The organism is Dehalococcoides sp. UCH007, assembly GCF_001010485.1.
GTDB classification, from domain to species: Bacteria; Chloroflexota; Dehalococcoidia; order Dehalococcoidales; family Dehalococcoidaceae; genus Dehalococcoides; species Dehalococcoides mccartyi_A.
Genome location: NZ_AP014722.1, coordinates 428,875 through 445,628, shown reverse-complemented (window position 1 = coordinate 445,628; position 16,754 = coordinate 428,875). Strand labels below are relative to the sequence as shown.

Genomic DNA, 16,754 nt, shown 5'->3' with positions numbered 1-16,754 from the left:
GCTGAAAATATTTAAAGCCCTAAATCAGAGGCAACAGCTTGCATAGCACCCAGAGAGATACGGATAAACTCATCCAGTTCCAAACCCAAAGCGGAACAGGCGGCTATCTGTTCCCGGTTTGCACCGGCGGCAAAAGACTTTTCCTTAAAGCGTTTGGCTACACTTTTAGCTTCCACACAGGCCAGCTTTTTATCCGGCCTGACTAACGCAGCGGCTGTAATAAGCCCAGTTATAGGGTCAGCGCAGAACAAAGCTTTTTCCATACGGCTTTCAGGAAGTATGCCATGAGCCGAATTGTGCACCAGAATAGCCCTGCGAATAGTGTCATTTGCGCCTAAAACCGCGGCAATCTCGGCACTGCGTTTACTGTGAAGTGACATATCGTCTTTTACTTCATCCAGATCTATGTCATGTATAAGCCCTGCCATAGCCCATTCGTCTTCGTTTTCACCGAAATATACGGCCAAACTTTTCATCACGGCCTCAACCGCCAGCATATGTTTGACCAGATTTTTATTTTCTATCCGTTTTTCCACTTCAGCTAAAGCAAGCTGCCTGTCCATATTTATCTCTCCGCTGATTAGTCTTCACAAATTTGCCACTGCCGCCTGACAGCAGACCGTAATTTCTTAAGCCGGTTTAATTTTCGGCAAAACCCGCCTCAGGTATTTACCTGTCACAGAAGCTTTGTTTAAGGCAATCTCCTCAGGAATGCCCTCAGCCACAATCTGCCCGCCTTTTACGCCCGCACCCGGCCCCAGGTCTATAATCCAGTCGGCATTTTTAATAACGTCCAGCTGGTGTTCAATCACAACCACCGTATTGCCGCTGTCCACCAGCCGCTGGAGCACCCGCAAAAGCGCCGCCACATCTTCAAAAGAAAGCCCGGTGGTAGGTTCGTCCAATATGTATAAAGTCCGCCCGGTAGCCCGCTTGGAAAGCTCGGTTGCCAGCTTGATGCGCTGGGCTTCACCCCCGGATAAGGTGGGTGCCGGCTGGCCGATGCGGATATATCCCAAACCCACGTCCTGCAATGTTTGGAGCTTGGAACTAATTTTGGGGAAATTTTCAAAAAATTCCAGTGCCCTGTCCACCGTCATATCCAGCACATCGGCAATGGTCTTGTCTTTAAATTTTATCTCCAGCACTTCACGGTTATAACGCGCCCCGTGACAGACCTCACAGGGCACAGTCACATCCGGCAGGAACTGCATTTCTATCTGGATATAACCCTCACCACCGCAGGTCTCGCAGCGACCGCCTTTTATGTTAAATGAAAACCGCCCCGGTCCGTAGCCTTTCACTTTGGCTTCAGGCACAGAGGCAAACAGTTCCCTTATATGGGTAAATGCCCCGGTATAGGTGGCCGGATTTGAACGGGGTGTCCGCCCGATGGGTGACTGGTTAATCTCTATTATTTTATCAATATGTTCCGTGCCGGTTATAGCATCCGCTCCGCCCGCCCGGTCTTTTGCCCCGTAAAATACCTGCGCCAGATGTTTAAAAAGTATATCGGTAACCAGTGTGGATTTGCCGCTGCCAGATACGCCGCTGACACAGACCAGCTTGCCCAGAGGAATATGCACATCTATATTCTTCAGATTATTTTGGCGCGCACCCTGTATTATTATTTCCTGTCCATTACCATTACGCCGTTTTTCGGGAACAGGAATGACCTTAGCACCCGAAAGATATTGACCAGTTAGCGAAGCCGGGTTTTGCATTATTTCGGTAATATTACCGGTAGCCACTACCCGCCCGCCGTGTTCACCTGCCCCCGGCCCCATATCTATAATATAGTCCGCCGCCCGCATCACGGATTCATCATGCTCCACTACCAGTATGGTATTGCCCAAATCACGCAGTTTTTGCAGGGTTTCCACCAGACGGGTATCATCTGCGGGGTGCAAGCCTATAGTAGGTTCATCACAAACATACAGCACCCCCATCAGCCCTGAGCCTATCTGGGATGCCAGGCGTATCCGCTGAGCTTCACCGCCGGAAAGCGTGCCGGCAATACGGTCTACAGTCAGGTATTCCAAACCTACATTGTTTAAAAAACCCAAACGTGAACGTATCTCTTTGAGTATCTGGGCGGCAATAAGCTGTTCGCGTTTGTTAAATATGGTATTCTTGCCAGCCAGTTCATTTGCCCATTTAAGCTGCTCATCTACAGACATGGCCGCAACATCAGCAATATTAAGCTCGCCTATTTTTACTGACAAGGCTTCCTTGCGAAGCCTTTTACCGCCGCAGGCCTGGCACGGGCTGGCCAGCATGTATTTTTCAATGCTTTCCCTTACCCCCTGAGATTCGCTGTCACGATAAAGCCTATCCAGACGGGGTATAATCCCCTCAAAGCCGCTGGTATATTCCCGTACCCGTCCGTAACGGTTGCGGTATTTATGAATATCACCGCCCTCACCATAAAGCAGTACCTGCATCTGGGCGGGAGTAAAAGTAGAGACAGGTTTATTAACCGAAAAACCCGCCCGGCGGGCTAAATCTTCCACCTGCCCGAAATACCAGTTTTGAGTTTGATATGGGCTGATAGCCCCGTCAGCCAGAGACAAGCTCTTGTCCGGTATGATCAAATCAGGGTCAAGCTCCATCTTGGCACCAAGTCCCATACAAGTTGGACAGGCACCGTGGGGGGTATTAAAGCTGAAAGTCCGGGGTTCTATCTCACCCAGACTTACCCCGCAGTCCGTGCAGGAAAATTTTTCTGAAAAAAGCATATCCTGCCCGTCTACCACAGATATTATTACCAGCCCGCCGCCCAGTTTCAGGGCAGTTTCAACCGAATCTGCAATCCGCCCCTGCCCACCTGCCTGACCAACCACCAACCGGTCTACTACGGCTTCTATATCATGTTTTTTATTTTTATCCAGCTCTATTTCTTCAGACAAATCTCTAATCTGCCTGTCTACCCTCACTCTGGCGTAACCTGACTTACGCAGGTCTTTAAACATCTGGACATACTCGCCCTTGCGTCCCCGCACCAGAGGCCCCAGAATAAGTATTTTTGTACCCTCCGCAAGTGTTTGAACAGCATCTGTTATCTGCTCTACACTCTGGGCGGAAATCTCCTTGCCGCACTCAGGGCAGTGGGGGTGACCGGTACGGGCAAACAACAAACGCAAATAATCATATATTTCAGTTACCGTACCCACGGTAGAACGGGGGTTGTGGCTGACGCCCTTCTGGTCAATGGCTATAGCCGGAGAAAGCCCCTCTATATGGTCTACATCCGGTTTTTCCATCCTGCCCAGAAACTGGCGGGCATATGATGAAAGAGACTCCATATAACGGCGCTGACCTTCGGCATAAACGGTATCAAAAGCCAGTGAACTCTTACCTGACCCCGAAAGCCCGGTCACAACCACCAGCTTGTCACGGGGAATCTGGACATCTATATTTTTGAGGTTGTGTTCGCGGGCACCTTTTATCTTTATATATTCCTGAGCCACAGGTATGGTCTCCTGTTCATTTATTTGTAAGGGCAAATCAAAACATGTGTTCTAATATTTTACACCATAATGCTTAACAAGCCAAGACCAAACCCATACCAAAGCCATAACACTACTTTGCCTGACTTTCAGAAAGGATTTCCTCCTTCCATTGATCACACAAAACAGGAAAGTAAATGGTATTTCGAGCTGGTTTGGGATATAATCAGGCCAATGTCAGATAACAATCTTGCCAATATCAAAAGTGCCGTTATTAAAATGATTGACACTGAAAAGGGCAGTTTGGAAGAGCTGTCTCTTAAGCTGCATGCCAACCCTGAGCTGGGCTATCAGGAATATAAAGCTGTAGAATGGTTGTGCGAATACCTGTCCAGACACAACTTCAGCATTGAAAAAAATTTAGGCGGCCTCAAGACTGCCTTTAAAGCCACCTTTGGTCAGGGCAAACCGGTAGTAGGTTTTCTGGCTGAGTATGACGCCCTGCCCCAGCTGGGTCATGCCTGCGGCCATAACCTTATTGCCACCTCGGCAGCAGGTGCAGTCATAGCCGCCCGTATGGCCGCCAAACTTTACGGAGGAACGGTGTGTCTTATCGGCACTCCGGCTGAAGAACTTAGCGGCGGGAAAATACAGATGGTAGAAAAGGGTATATTTAAAGAACTGAATGCGGCGCTTATAGCCCACCCCGGCAATGATGATATTGCCACCACTCAGGCACTTGCCTGTGTTACCCTGAATGTAGAGTATTTCGGTAAAGAATCCCATGCCGCCGCTCACCCTGATAAAGGCATAAACGCACTTGATGCCATAGTGCTGGCCTATACCAGCCTCAATTCACTTCGCCAGCACATAGAGCCGGGTGCCCGTATTCACGGCATTATTACCGACGGGGGCAAAGCGGCTAATATCGTACCGGGACATTCCGCCGGCACTTTCCTGATACGCTCCCAGACTATGCCCTACCTTAAAGAGCTGATGGATAGGGTGCTGGACTGCTTTAAATCTGCCGCTCAGGCTACCGGTGCCCGTTTGGAATACCGCTTTGATAAATCCATATATGCCCCCATGAATAACAACATAACACTGGCAAATTTATATGTAACAAACATGGATATGCTGGGCCGCAAGACTTTGCTCGAAGACCCTGAGATGAATTTTGGAAGTACTGACATGGGCAACGTCAGTCAAATTGTACCCAGCCTGCATGGGTATTACTCCATCACCCGTAAAGAAGTTTCCGGCCATACCGAAGAATTTGCTTCTGCCGCCTGTTCGTCAAAGGGTATTAAAGGTGCTCTGGATGCCGCCAAGGCTATGGCTATGACCGCAGCTGATTTACTCGGCAACCCAGCCAATCTGGATAAAGTACGAACAGAATTTCAAAAATCTACCCGGCCATCCGCCTGACACTTCCGGCCACAGGTTATTTAGATGAACATTTTTCTGGGCATTGACAGCGGTTCCGTATCTACCAAAATAATATGCCTGTCACCGTCTGCCGAACTGGCAGACTGGATATATCTGCCTACAGCCGGAGACCCGCTAAGTACACTGCGGACGGGGCTGAGACAATTACAACACCGTTTGCCGGAAGATACCAGCGTATTGGGAGTGGCCGTAACCGGCAGTGCCCGTGAGCTGGTAGCCGAAGCAGTGGGTGCAGATATGGTCAAAAACGAAATCAGCTCACAAGCCAAAGCGGCTGCCCACCTGATACCCGAAGTGAAAACGGTGATAGAGATTGGCGGGCAGGACAGCAAACTTATCCTGCTGGAAAACGGGTTTGTATCTGATTTTGCCATGAATACTGTCTGTGCCGCCGGCACCGGCAGCTTTCTGGAACACCAATCCCGCAGGCTTAACCTTTCACTGGAGGAAATGGGGAAACTGGCTCATTTCAGCCAAAACCCTATTGAACTTAAAGGACACTGCACGGTATTTGTAGAATCAGATATGATTCACTTTCAGCAAACCGGCAGCAGCCGTCCCGATATTGTTTACGGTTTATGTAAAGCTCTTGTCAGAAATTATCTGAATGACCTGGGGCTGCACAAGGAAATCCGCCAGCCGGTGGTTTTTCAGGGTGGGGTTGCCCGGAACCCGGCTATGAAAAAAGCCTTTGAAGAAGAACTGGGTTTTTCACTGATAGTCCCGCCCCGGCCGGAAATAACCGGGGCTTTGGGTGCGGCTTTGCTGCTTTGTCAGGAAAGAGAGACAGATAGTCCAGCCAAGCCCACCAACTTTCGGGGGTTTGAAACCCCTTTTCTCCGGGAGAAAGTATAGTCCCGGTTTTATTAAGATGAATTTTCAAAGAGGATATAGATGATAATAGCGGTAGATGTAGACGGGGGTGACTACGCCCCGAAGGAAATTATCAAAGGTGCACTTAAGGCTGCCCAGGAGTACAAGATTGGGCTTATCCTACTGGGCAAAAAAGAGGTTATTCACGTCCATGCGGGACACTACCTGAAGAAATACCCTATAGAAATAGTCCATTGCCCTCAAACAATTACCTTTAACGAACATGCGGTGGAAGCAATCAAGGGCAAACCTAAGTCAGCTATCGTAATAGGCACTTCCCTGGTCAAACAGGGCAAGGCAGATGCCTTCATCTCTGCCGGTAACACCGGTGCGGTGCTGGCTGCCGCTTTTTTTATTCTGGGCAAAATAGACGGGGTTGAACGCCCGGCACTGGGTGCCATTATCACCACCCGCCCCCATATCCCATCTTTGCTGATAGATGCCGGGGCAAATGCAGAGTGCCGCCCCAACCATCTGGATGAGTTCGCCCACCTGGGCAATATTTATGCCAAGCAGGTGCTGGGACTTGAAAAACCCCGAATCGGGCTGCTGAATAACGGCGAAGAAGAGGCCAAGGGTACCAAGCTAACACTGGAAACCCATCAGTTACTCAAGAAAAGCCAGCTGAATTTTATCGGCAATATAGAGGGGCATGATATCTCCCTTAATAAAGCGGATGTGATTGTAACAGATGGCTTTACCGGAAACGTTGTGCTCAAAACGTTGGAAGGGCTGGGGGATGCGCTGCTTAAGCTGCGGAAAGTAGGCCATGCCATTGACAGTGCCGCCCACCTGCGGGGCAGGGCTTTGCTGGCTGACGTGGGCTTGGGTTCTATGGTAAAAGGCATGGATTTTGAAGAATGCGGCGGTGCCTGCCTGCTGGGGGTAAAAGGAACAGTTATTGTTGCCCACGGCCGAAGCCATGCCAGAGCTATCAAAAATGCTATCGGTCTGGCTAAACGCACTGCCGAAAAAGGGGTGGATAAGCTGATTGCCGAAGATGTACGCTTGCGCACCCTAACAGCTACGGAAGGAGAACAAAACCATGTCACCACTCCTGTATGACGTAATAATTATAGGCGGAGGCCCGGCCGGGCTGACTGCCGCCCTGTATACCGGCAGGGCAAAATTGAAGACACTGGTTATTGAACGCGCATTTATTGGCGGGCAGATAACCCGTTCGGAAAAAGTGGATAACTACCCCGGTTTTCCGGAGGGTATCACCGGCTTTGACCTGACCCAGCAGATGCAAATACAGGCCGAAAAATACGGGGCGGAGATAACTTCGGCAGAGGTAACTGCCCTTAATAAAGCCAAAGACAGCTTTGAAATTAGCACCGAAGCGGGCAAACTAAGCGGGCGTTGTATTATTATCTGCGGCGGAACCGAACGCAATAAGCTGGGCGTTCCCGGTGAAGAGGAGTTTTCAGGACGGGGTGTTTCCTACTGTGCCACCTGTGATGCCCCTTTTTACAATGACAAGGTTGTTGCAGCAGTAGGCGGGGGAAACATGGCAATTTACGAAGCCCTGCACCTGTCCGAGTTTGCAAAAAAAGTTTACCTGATTCATCGCCGGCAAGGTTTCCGGGCAGATGCGGTATTAATAGATAAAGCAAAGAGCAAGGGCAATATTGAAATGGTGCTGGATACGGTAATCACTGCCATAAACGGCAAAGACAGTATTCAGTCACTCTCATTAAATAACCTTAAAACCCAAAAAACATCTGACCTGCCGGTAAACGGGCTTTTTGTAGCCGTGGGCTTACAGCCGAATACCGCCTACCTGAAGGGGGTGGTGGATATGGATAAAAACGGCAGTATACTGGTAAATGACCAGATGGAAACATCAGTAAGCGGCATACTCTGTGCCGGGGATATCCGAAGCGGCTCAATCAGGCAGGTTATATCCGCCGCCGGAGATGGGGCAGTTGCCGCCCTTTCCGCCAAACGCTATCTTGACCGATAAATTATATTATTTAAGAGTACAAAACCGGTACGCTTTTCCAGTATAATAGTAAATTAAAAAGGGGTTGGCATGAAGGTTGCTTTTCTGAAAGATGTACCCGGCAGAGGGAAAACCGGGGATGTAAAAGAAGTAAATGACGGCTATGCCCGTAACTATCTTATACCCAACAAACTGGCTATGCCGGCTTCTGCCTCGGTAACCAGCGAAATAGCAGCCAAACAGGCGGCTGAAGACCGCCGCAAAGCTAAAGCCGAAGCTGAAATGGCGCAGTTAGCCAAAGAGCTTGACGGCACTAATGTAAGCATCAAGGCCAAGACCGGTGCAAAAGATAAACTTTACGGCCAAATAACTACCACTGTAATTGCCGCTGAGATTGAAAAACAAACCGGCAAAGCCATAGACAAACGCAAACTGGAGATGGCCGAACCCCTCCGCCAGCTGGGCAACTACGAAGTAGTTATCCGTTTTAATAAAGATTTATCATCTAAAATAAACCTGATAATCACCGCTGAGGAGAACACTTAGTTGCTTGATGCCAAAATGCCCCCTTATGATGTAGATGCCGAGGAATCGGTAAGCGGCTCTCTGCTGATAGACGGGCAGGCTATTTTTGATATTATACCCATCTTAAAGCCGCAGGACTTCTTCACCGAACCCAACCGCCTTATCTTTGAAGCCTGCATGTCCCTTTACGGGCGGAGTGAAGCCATCAATCAGGTTACCGTAGCCCAGGAACTGGAACGGCTGGGCAAGCTGGAAAGATGCGGCGGGTCAGCTTACCTGAGCCATGTGGTTACGGTAGTCCCTACCTCACTGGATATTGAACACTATGCCCGCATAGTTTACCGTCTTTCGGTTATGCGGCAGCTTATTGATGCGGGGCAAAAAATAAGCGAACTGGGTTTCAAGGCTGACCCTGACGTTTCGGATTCACTCGGCAAAGCCGAAGACCTGCTATTCCGCCTTCGCCATGAACGCTCCAGTCTGGGCTTTACCCATATTAAAAATATTCTGGATAAGTATTTTGAACCTGTACCCATACCCGGCAGCGAGGGCTATCAGGCAATACCCCATGTACTTACCGGGCTGACCGGCATGGATACTTTCTTAGGCGGGCTGCAGCGTTCAGACCTTATTATTATGGCGGGACGCCCCTCTATGGGAAAAACCTCGCTGGCTCTGAATATTGCCCGGAATGCGGCTGTAGAACAAAGGGCTTGCACAGCCATATTCAGCCTGGAAATGTCCCGCGAATCTCTGGTGCAGCGTTTGCTTTCCAACGAAGCCGCGGTAAATTCACGTTCCATCCGCCTGAATGAAAGCAACCCTGAAGAAGAACGTAAAATAATGGATGCCATCGGCGTACTTTCTGAAGCGCCCATTTTTATAGATGACTCACCCCAGATAAGGGTAGCCGAAATACGGAGCAAAGCCCTGCGGCTGCGCTACGAACAAAATATAGACCTTATTATTGTGGATTACCTTCAGCTTATTCAGGGTGAAGGTAACACCAAAGAAAACCGGGTACAGGAAATAAGCTATATCTCACGTTCACTGAAAGGTATTGCCCGCGAACTGAATGTGCCGGTTATAGCCATTTCCCAGCTTTCCCGTGCCCCGGAATTCCGCTCGTCCCATCAACCACAGCTTTCAGATTTGCGTGAATCAGGCTCTATTGAACAGGACGCGGATATAGTGGTTTTCATATACCGAGACGAGTTTTATTACAAGGAAGAGGAATGGGCTAACCTCCACCCGGACCAGGAATACCCGCGCGAAATTGCGGATATTATTATAGCTAAACACCGTAACGGTCCTATCGGTACTGTAAAGTGCCGCTTCCGCCATGACCTGACCCGCTTTGAAAATCTGGGGTCAAGCACGGAGCCCAGCTTCTTATGAGTAATCCTCCCGCCCTCCCTGCCAGACAGGAGTTTACCCCCGTATCCCGTTATTTTATCCACCGGGTAGCTCCCCAGATAGAAGACATTAGCGAACTGAAGGTAAGCCTGGCGGTATTCAGCCTTATTCAGGTAAAAAAAGGATACCCCAGATACACCACACTGGCAGAGCTTGCAGCCGAAGAAACCCTGATAAAAGCACTGGGCAAAACCAGGGACGAAAGCCTGCAATCACTGAATAAAGCCCTGGGCATGGCCGTAAAACGGGGAACCCTGCTGGGACTGGAAGTAAAAAGCGGCAAACACCACCACCAGCTTTATTTCATAAATGCCGAATCAGAAGCGGCAGTGGTGGAAAAGATAAAAAATGGCAGTCTGGTTTTGCCCTGTTTAAAAGATGTCACAGCCGAAGTAATAAGTGGCCAAGCCGAACAGCCAAATATATTTAAACTTTACGAACAGAATATAGGCATGCTGACCCCCATGCTGGCAGACAACCTGAAAGAGGCGGAAAAACTCTACCCCGAAGAATGGATTGCCGAAGCCATAAAAGAGGCGGTCAGCCTGAATAAACGCAACTGGCGTTATATAGAACGAATACTGGAAAATTGGTCAAGTCAGGGAAAAAGCAGTGGAACACATAAAGGACATACTGGGGAAACAGATAAATATAAAGGGCAGCTCTTCGACCACCTCGTCCAAAGGTAAGGTGGACAAAGCGGCCGAGGCAAACACATGCCCGTTATGTAAAGGGGCAAAATTCGTGTACCCTGTTTCCGCCGAAGGGGTAACGGATTTTAGCCGGGTAATCCCCTGCCAGTGCACCCAGTCCGAATCCGGTGCGGACAGGGAAAAACGGCTGCTTACCTATAGCTGTCTGGGAGGTCTGCAAAAATACACCTTTGAAAAACTGAATTCGCTGGGTAAAACTGATGACCCGCACAGTCAGAATACATTTAAGCAAGCCTACGAGGCCGCCATGGATTATGCTTTCAACCCCTCCGGCTGGCTGGTTTTCACCGGACCAAGCGGTACAGGCAAAACCCATCTAGCAGCTGCTATTGCCAATAAACGCCTTTCCATGGGGCAGCCGGTTCTTTATAAAAGAGCATCTGAACTGATAGATGACCTGAAAAAATCTTTTGAGCCTGACAGCGAGTCCGGTTACAGTCAGAGCTTTGATATCCTCAAAAACGCACCCCTGCTGATAATAGACGACCTTACCGTTCAGAGCGGTTCGGACTGGTCAAAAGAAAAACTTGACCAGTTGCTTACTTACCGTTTCAGTCAGGAACTGCCCACTATTATTACCCTGTCTACACCTATAAACGAGCTTGATTCCCGTATCCAGAGCCGTCTGCTGGATAAATCTGTATCCAGAATATATCCGGTTGCCTCAAACCCGGAAGACACCCTGGAATACCGCTGGGATAATGCTCTGGCGCTTCAAAAGAAAATGACCTTTGAAAATTATGACCACAAGCGTGCAAACTTGACTGCGGAACAACGCCAAAATATAGATGCCGCTTACAATCTGGCTCTGGAATTTTCCAGAAACCCTGAAAGCTGGCTGGTGTTTCAAGGTGAAACCGGCTGCGGTAAAACCCATCTGGCATCAGCTATTGTCAATGAACGTTACCGTCAAGGCAAACCCGCTATGTTTGTGGTCGTACCCGAATTTTTAGACCACCTGCGTTCAACCTTCAGCCCTGAGAGTAAAACCTCTTACGACCAGATGTTTGATGCGGTTAAAAACGCCAAACTGCTGGTACTGGATGATTTCGGCGAACAATCAAGCACTCCCTGGGCTCAGGAAAAACTATATCAGGTAATAAATTACCGTTATAACCGCCGACTGGCTACGGTGATTACCACCAGATGTCAGTTGAGTGAGATAGAGATAGCCATAAGCTCACGCTTCGTTGACCCACAGATAAGCATGGTGTTTAACATCACCGCCCCTAATTTCCGCTGTGACAGCACCGGCCAGCAAAAACAACGCCCGGTATCCCGTATGAACAGGACTACCCGCCCCCAACGCTAAGCGAACAAACTTGCCCAGTTATGAGATTTTGTTTAGAATAAACTTAATCTTTCAAGGGAAAGCGGTGTTTGATGGACAACCATCAGGTACTGGTCTTAAACCAAGACTATCAGCCACTAAACGTATGCCACGTACGGAGGGCTGTTTTGCTTATTTACCAGAGCAAAGCTGAAATGTTGGAAAACGGGTCAGGTTTCTGGCACTCTGAAAAAGACCGTTTTGCCTTGCCATCAGTTATACGCCTCTCCTGCCTCATAAAACACCCGCCCCTCCGCCCCAAGTTAAACAGAGCCGAAATATTCAGCCGTGATAAACACACTTGCCAGTACTGCGGACGCAGAGACCTTGAGTTGACTATAGACCATGTTAATCCCAAGCATCAGGGGGGACCCCATGTTTGGGAAAATGTGGTAACCGCCTGTCTGCACTGTAACCGCCATAAAGCCGGCCGCACCCCCGAACAAGCCCATATGAAGCTTATGAGTGCTCCGGGAGTACCCCAGTACAGATACGGTTATTCACTGCCCAGATCAAACGGCAGTATACGCCATGAATGGCGTCCTTACCTTGGGCTTGAAGACGAACCCAAATTAGCGGTGTAGCGAGGCATCAGGGCGGCGGCCTTCTTTGTCAGGGCGGATATCCTTTAAAGCCACCTCGGCATTAGCTCCGCTTTCCAGCAAGACAAATACCATTTCTTCCAAAGGATTACCCCCAACTACTTCGCCTTTACCCACCGGAGTGACTACTTTCAGCCCGTCCTTAGGCATCTTAGCCTTGGCGGCTTTGTAGGTTTCATATTCATAATCAAGGCAACAAAGAAGCCTGCCGCAAACACCCGAAATCTTCTGGGGATTAAGCGGCAGATTTTGCTCTTTAGCCATTTTTATAGACACCGGGTCAAACTCACTCAGGAAACTGCAGCAACAAAGTTCACGTCCGCACCTGCCGTAACCACCCACCATCTTAGCCTCATCCCGCGGACCAATCTGCCGAAGCTCTACCCTGACTCTCAGCTTGCGTGAAATTTCCCTGACCAGTTCACGGAAATCCACCCTGTCTTCGGCGGAAAAATATATGGTTACGTGGTTTTCATCCAGGCTGTATTCCGCCCGTATAAGTTTCATGGGCAAATTCAGCCTGTCTACCAATTCCACACATTCCGCGACTGCACTCTGGTTTTTCTCTTCCAGCTGGCGTTCCCGGGCCATATCTTCAGCAGTAGCCAAACGGATAACAGGCTTCAGCGGCTGTTCCAGACTGCTCTCCTCTACCTGTGAAAGAGAGGCAACCACCCAGCCCAGTTCTTCGCCACGGCTGGTTTCCACCACTACGCAATCATACGGGTAAAGTTCAAAACCGGCCGGGTCAAAATAATATATCTTGCCGGCCTGTTTATAGCGTATCTTGACAATATTGACCATCTTTATAGTCCTTCCTTTACCAAGGGTAAACTAAGCATAAGCACCTCCAGACACAGTCTGGGATTGGCATTCGCCCGCAGCTGGATTTGGGCCTTAAGTATATTATCTATACCCGCACGTATATCCACAAGCCCAAGCCCGCCACAGGCCTGATATAGTATATCTTTATAATCAATATTAGTCATGTTTTGGCTGGCATCAGCCTTCAGCAGAAGCATATCCCTAAATACGGCTAGCCACATATCCAGTACAGCTTCAGCCGCCATACGGTTTTGAGCAAACAGATTTGAGATATCAGAAGCATAATCAAAACGTTCTTCTTCGTCCTGCCCCAGTACCAATATAATCTTTTCTAAATTAGCTTTACGTTCTTCCAAAATTTCAGGGTTTGACGCTGCTTCCATCGCCCAGCCTATTCTGCCGTGGCTCAGGTGAGACAGAAGCTCGGCTTTTTCTTCAGCCAAACCCTGTTCAAGCAAAGCATCCCGGATAAGGTTTATCTCAACGTATCTTAACTCCAGAATCTGGCAACGCGAAATTACAGTGGGCAGCAAAAGTGATTTATCAGCGGTCAGCAAAATAAATATATTCTGGGAACCGGGCTCTTCCAGTGTCTTTAGAAGGCGATTTGAAGATTCCTGTGAAAGTTTTTCTGCATGGTGAATAATAAAAACCTTATACTTTCCCTCAAACGGAGGCAAACTGGCGGCATGCTGGATATCCTCTACCTGTTTAACACCTATTTCAGCTTTGGCCTTGCCGTCAGAGGCATCTTCGGCCGAAAGCAACTCCAGATGGATAATATCAGGGTGATTGCCAGATAAAATACGCTCGCAAACCAAACATTCCTGACACGGGGGCTGTGATGCCTGACAATTAAGTGCCTGAGCAAAAGTTAGAGCCATCCGCTGTTTACCTACCCCTGACGGGCCGTAAAATACGTAAGCATGGCACAGTTTATCCTGACCGAGGCTGTTACCCAGAAAGGAGACGACCTTGTCCTGACCTATTATCCGCCACATATAAGAAACCCGGCTTAGACCGAATCCAGATGGCTAAGGTCTTCCACAGTTTCACGCCGCCGTATCAGGCGGTCTTCACCATTTTTCAGCATTACTACCGCCGGGCGCTGATAGCCGTTGTAATTGCTGGACATAGGTAAACAGTAAGCCCCGCAGCAGGGCACTGCCAGTATATCACCTGTCTTGAGGACAGGCAGCTCAATATCGGTTATAAGTATATCACCGGATTCGCAAAACTTGCCGGCTATAGTTACCTTTTGCTTTTCAGCAGATTGTACATTGTTTGCCACCACAGCTTCGTACTTTGCCTCATACAAAGCCGGGCGGATATTATCCCCCATGCCCCCGTCCACCGAGGCATACAGACGAATGCCGGGGATATCTTTGATAACCCCTACCGTATACAATGCAACCCCTGCCTGAGCGATGATAGCCCGTCCCGGTTCAATATTCAGGCTTGGAGGGGCCAGTTTCAAACTATGACATTTAGCTACAATCTTAGCACCGATAGCCTCTGCATAAACCGATACCGCAGGTGCAGGCTTGTCTACTTCGTACTGAACACCATAGCCGCCGCCGATATCCAGTTCTTCTATGTCAAAGCCATAACGTTCCTGAACCTGAGCGGCAAAATCCAATACCAAATCTATGGCATCAAGGAAGGGCTGAGTTTCAAATATCTGGGAACCGATATGGAAATGAAACCCTACCAGATTTAAGCTGGCCTGAGCCATAGCCAGACCTACCGCTTCAGCTGCCTGGAACAGAGGAAAACCAAACTTCGAATCCAGCTTGCCGGTAGTAATATGGTGGTGAGTGTGGGCATCAACTCCGGGGGTAAGCCTGAGGAGTATATCCGGTATGTGCCCGCTTTCATCCGCCAATTTTGAAAGCAATTTGATTTCATCAAAACTATCTACTACAATCCGCCCTACATGCAGCCGGAGTGCCAGCCGAAGTTCCTCGGCAGATTTGTTATTTCCATGGAAATAAACCATATCCATAGGAAAACCGGCATTATTGGCTATGGAAAGCTCTCCGCCTGAAACCACATCCAGACTCATACCTTCTTCGGCCAATATTTTCAATAAAACCGGATGTAAAAAGGCTTTCGAAGCGTAACTGACAGAACTGTCAGCATAGCGGCGTGAAAATTCCCGCTTGAAATCTCGGCAATTCTGGCGGATGGTAGACTCGTCAAAGATATAAAGCGGCGTGCCATGCTTGGCACAAAGCCCGGTAACATCCGCTCCGCCAATAACCAGGCGGTTATTTTTTACTTCAGCGTTTTTGGGGAATACTTGTATTCTTGGTTCCATAATTGCTTATCATACCAGTGGTTACACAACTGCGTCAATGAATATTGCCATGAAAATATGCTAAAGATTGGCTGAATTTGCTTTAACTTATTTTATTGGTCTAGAATGGAATGCGAAATACTACCCTGGAGTACCAAATGATAAAAGGTGTTTTCTTTGACCTGTATAATACCCTGATAGGCTACCAGCCCAGCCGTGAAGAGATGACTCAAAAGCTGCTTTCGGAGATGGGCTACACGATAATAGAAAATGACCTCTACCTGCCTATGAACAAAGCGGACGAATATTTTTACCAGCAAAATGCCCAAAGCCCTATAAGCCTGCGGGAAAAAGTAGAACAGATGGCAGTTTGGAGCCACTATTACCGGATTATTCTTGAGGCAATAGACATTGAGGCGTCACCCGAGCTGATAACCAACCTGATTGGCCGCTGGAAAAATCTGAAATGGGAAATGACTCTCTACCAGGATGTAATACCCTGCCTGAAGAACCTGAAAAACCGAAACCTGAAAATAGGGCTGATTTCAAACGCAGATAAAGATATGTCCGAACTCTTCAATAAGACCGGACTGGATGCCTATCTGGAAACAGTAGTAATATCTCAGAATGTAGGTGTAACCAAACCCAATCCCATTATTTTTCAGGCAGCTTTGGAAAAAAGCGGCCTTGCCGCCAAAGAGGTACTATACATAGGTGACCAGTATCAGGTAGATTATATAGGAGCGATGAATGTCGGGCTGAATCCCATTCTGCTTGACCGGCGTAACTGCTATATTGATTTAAGTGATTGCCGCAGGATAACCGGCCTGGATGAACTGGAGTATTGCATAGACAATACGTAAAGGAGGCGGATATGCTTCTGGGTAGTAGCGCTTTTGCCTGTGGAGAGTATATTCCCCGCCGTTTTTCCGGTTTGGGCGGCAATATTTCACCACCCCTCCACTGGATGAAACTACCGCAGGGCACCAACAGCCTGGCCCTAATACTGGAAGACCCGGACGCTTCCAAAGCCTTTACCCACTGGCTTATCTACAATATCCCTTCCAATCGTAACAGCCTGCCCGAAGCTGTTCCCACTGAACCCAACCTGCCGGATGGTATCCGTCAGGGATTAAACAGTGCCGGCGAAATAGGTTATACAGGTCCTTATCCCCCACCCAACCGGGTGCACCACTATCATTTCCGCCTGTTTGCACTGGATACCGCACTTAAACTGAAAGCCGGCTGTCACCAAACAGACCTCTTAAGAGCTATGGAAGGGCATATCATTGACCAGACAGACCTTACCGGGCTGTTTGTAATCTGAA

The 16,754-nt window shown here is 48.7% G+C and carries 16 protein-coding genes; 11 read left to right on the top strand and 5 right to left on the bottom strand.

What is annotated here, in order from left to right; genetic code table 11:
• Window positions 1–11 precede the first annotated feature (11 nt).
• Both UCH007_RS02400 and uvrA read right to left on the bottom strand, forming a co-directional pair.
• Complete coding sequence (locus UCH007_RS02400) at window positions 12–563, bottom strand: HD domain-containing protein (protein WP_046960961.1); 552 nt, start codon at window positions 561–563, stop codon at window positions 12–14.
• 66 nt (window positions 564–629) lie between these two features.
• Complete coding sequence (gene uvrA / locus UCH007_RS02395) at window positions 630–3,470, bottom strand: excinuclease ABC subunit UvrA (RefSeq protein ID WP_046960960.1); 2,841 nt, start codon at window positions 3,468–3,470, stop codon at window positions 630–632.
• A 213-nt stretch (window positions 3,471–3,683) separates the two neighbouring features.
• On the opposite strand from uvrA, the gene UCH007_RS02390 reads away from it, so the two are divergent.
• From UCH007_RS02390 to UCH007_RS02350, 9 genes are all read left to right on the top strand, one after another.
• Complete coding sequence (locus tag UCH007_RS02390) at window positions 3,684–4,877, top strand: M20 family metallopeptidase (protein WP_046960959.1); 1,194 nt, start codon at window positions 3,684–3,686, stop codon at window positions 4,875–4,877.
• A gap of 24 nt (window positions 4,878–4,901) precedes the next feature.
• Complete coding sequence (locus UCH007_RS02385) at window positions 4,902–5,753, top strand: acyl-CoA dehydratase activase (protein ID WP_046960958.1); 852 nt, start codon at window positions 4,902–4,904, stop codon at window positions 5,751–5,753.
• Between the two features lie 39 nt (window positions 5,754–5,792).
• The gene (plsX, locus tag UCH007_RS02380; RefSeq protein WP_010936320.1) at window positions 5,793–6,836 is read left to right on the top strand and encodes a phosphate acyltransferase PlsX; all 1,044 of its coding nucleotides are present in this window, start codon (window positions 5,793–5,795) and stop codon (window positions 6,834–6,836) included.
• Window positions 6,817–7,737 carry a thioredoxin-disulfide reductase gene (gene trxB, locus UCH007_RS02375; RefSeq protein ID WP_046960957.1) on the top strand — a complete coding sequence of 307 codons (921 nt, stop codon included), beginning with the start codon at window positions 6,817–6,819 and terminating at the stop codon, window positions 7,735–7,737. The genes plsX and trxB overlap by 20 nt, the downstream gene beginning before the upstream one ends.
• A 69-nt stretch (window positions 7,738–7,806) precedes the next feature.
• Window positions 7,807–8,262, top strand: coding sequence for a 50S ribosomal protein L9 (gene rplI / locus UCH007_RS02370; protein ID WP_046960956.1), 456 nt, complete (start codon window positions 7,807–7,809; stop codon window positions 8,260–8,262).
• Window positions 8,263–9,639, top strand: a complete 1,377-nt coding sequence (gene dnaB, locus UCH007_RS02365) for a replicative DNA helicase (protein ID WP_052753395.1) — start codon at window positions 8,263–8,265, stop codon at window positions 9,637–9,639.
• On the top strand, window positions 9,636–10,346 hold the full coding sequence (locus UCH007_RS02360) for a DnaD domain-containing protein (RefSeq protein WP_046960955.1): 711 nt from the start codon (window positions 9,636–9,638) through the stop codon (window positions 10,344–10,346). Before dnaB ends, UCH007_RS02360 begins: the two co-directional genes overlap by 4 nt.
• A complete protein-coding gene (locus UCH007_RS02355; RefSeq protein ID WP_046960954.1) occupies window positions 10,270–11,682 on the top strand; it encodes an ATP-binding protein in 1,413 nt (470 codons plus the stop codon). The genes UCH007_RS02360 and UCH007_RS02355 overlap by 77 nt, the downstream gene beginning before the upstream one ends.
• 71 nt (window positions 11,683–11,753) lie before the next feature.
• Window positions 11,754–12,284, top strand: coding sequence for an HNH endonuclease (locus UCH007_RS02350; protein ID WP_023652055.1), 531 nt, complete (start codon window positions 11,754–11,756; stop codon window positions 12,282–12,284).
• Here UCH007_RS02350 and UCH007_RS02345 read toward each other — a convergent pair.
• The 3 genes from UCH007_RS02345 to lysA are packed head-to-tail and all read right to left on the bottom strand — an operon-like array spanning window position 12,273 to window position 15,447.
• Window positions 12,273–13,106, bottom strand: coding sequence for a PSP1 domain-containing protein (locus UCH007_RS02345; RefSeq protein WP_046960953.1), 834 nt, complete (start codon window positions 13,104–13,106; stop codon window positions 12,273–12,275). The two genes, UCH007_RS02350 and UCH007_RS02345, sit on opposite strands and share 12 nt — an antisense overlap.
• A gap of 2 nt (window positions 13,107–13,108) precedes the next feature.
• Entirely contained in the window at window positions 13,109–14,128 is a 1,020-nt protein-coding gene (gene holB, locus UCH007_RS02340) for a DNA polymerase III subunit delta' (protein ID WP_046960952.1), read from the bottom strand.
• A gap of 14 nt (window positions 14,129–14,142) precedes the next feature.
• Entirely contained in the window at window positions 14,143–15,447 is a 1,305-nt protein-coding gene (gene lysA, locus UCH007_RS02335; protein ID WP_046960951.1) for a diaminopimelate decarboxylase, read from the bottom strand.
• A 137-nt stretch (window positions 15,448–15,584) separates the two neighbouring features.
• On the opposite strand from lysA, the gene UCH007_RS02330 reads away from it, so the two are divergent.
• On the top strand, window positions 15,585–16,289 hold the full coding sequence (locus tag UCH007_RS02330) for an HAD family hydrolase (RefSeq protein WP_046960950.1): 705 nt from the start codon (window positions 15,585–15,587) through the stop codon (window positions 16,287–16,289).
• An 11-nt stretch (window positions 16,290–16,300) separates the two neighbouring features.
• Window positions 16,301–16,753 carry a YbhB/YbcL family Raf kinase inhibitor-like protein gene (locus UCH007_RS02325; RefSeq protein WP_023652050.1) on the top strand — a complete coding sequence of 151 codons (453 nt, stop codon included), beginning with the start codon at window positions 16,301–16,303 and terminating at the stop codon, window positions 16,751–16,753.
• The last annotated feature ends 1 nt before the right edge of the window (window position 16,754 follow it).

Excerpts from the sequence above, each read along its gene's own strand:
- UCH007_RS02400 (WP_046960961.1), bottom strand. The coding sequence starts at position 563 with ATGGACAGGCAGCTTGCTTTAGCTGAAGTGGAAAAACGGATAGAAAAT.
- UCH007_RS02390 (WP_046960959.1), top strand. The coding sequence starts at position 3,684 with ATGTCAGATAACAATCTTGCCAATATCAAAAGTGCCGTTATTAAAATG.
- UCH007_RS02385 (WP_046960958.1), top strand. The coding sequence starts at position 4,902 with ATGAACATTTTTCTGGGCATTGACAGCGGTTCCGTATCTACCAAAATA.
- plsX (WP_010936320.1), top strand. The coding sequence starts at position 5,793 with ATGATAATAGCGGTAGATGTAGACGGGGGTGACTACGCCCCGAAGGAA.
- trxB (WP_046960957.1), top strand. The coding sequence starts at position 6,817 with ATGTCACCACTCCTGTATGACGTAATAATTATAGGCGGAGGCCCGGCC.
- rplI (WP_046960956.1), top strand. The coding sequence starts at position 7,807 with ATGAAGGTTGCTTTTCTGAAAGATGTACCCGGCAGAGGGAAAACCGGG.
- UCH007_RS02360 (WP_046960955.1), top strand. The coding sequence starts at position 9,636 with ATGAGTAATCCTCCCGCCCTCCCTGCCAGACAGGAGTTTACCCCCGTA.
- UCH007_RS02350 (WP_023652055.1), top strand. The coding sequence starts at position 11,754 with ATGGACAACCATCAGGTACTGGTCTTAAACCAAGACTATCAGCCACTA.
- UCH007_RS02345 (WP_046960953.1), bottom strand. The coding sequence starts at position 13,106 with ATGGTCAATATTGTCAAGATACGCTATAAACAGGCCGGCAAGATATAT.
- holB (WP_046960952.1), bottom strand. The coding sequence starts at position 14,128 with ATGTGGCGGATAATAGGTCAGGACAAGGTCGTCTCCTTTCTGGGTAAC.
- lysA (WP_046960951.1), bottom strand. The coding sequence starts at position 15,447 with ATGGAACCAAGAATACAAGTATTCCCCAAAAACGCTGAAGTAAAAAAT.
- UCH007_RS02330 (WP_046960950.1), top strand. The coding sequence starts at position 15,585 with ATGATAAAAGGTGTTTTCTTTGACCTGTATAATACCCTGATAGGCTAC.
- UCH007_RS02325 (WP_023652050.1), top strand. The coding sequence starts at position 16,301 with ATGCTTCTGGGTAGTAGCGCTTTTGCCTGTGGAGAGTATATTCCCCGC.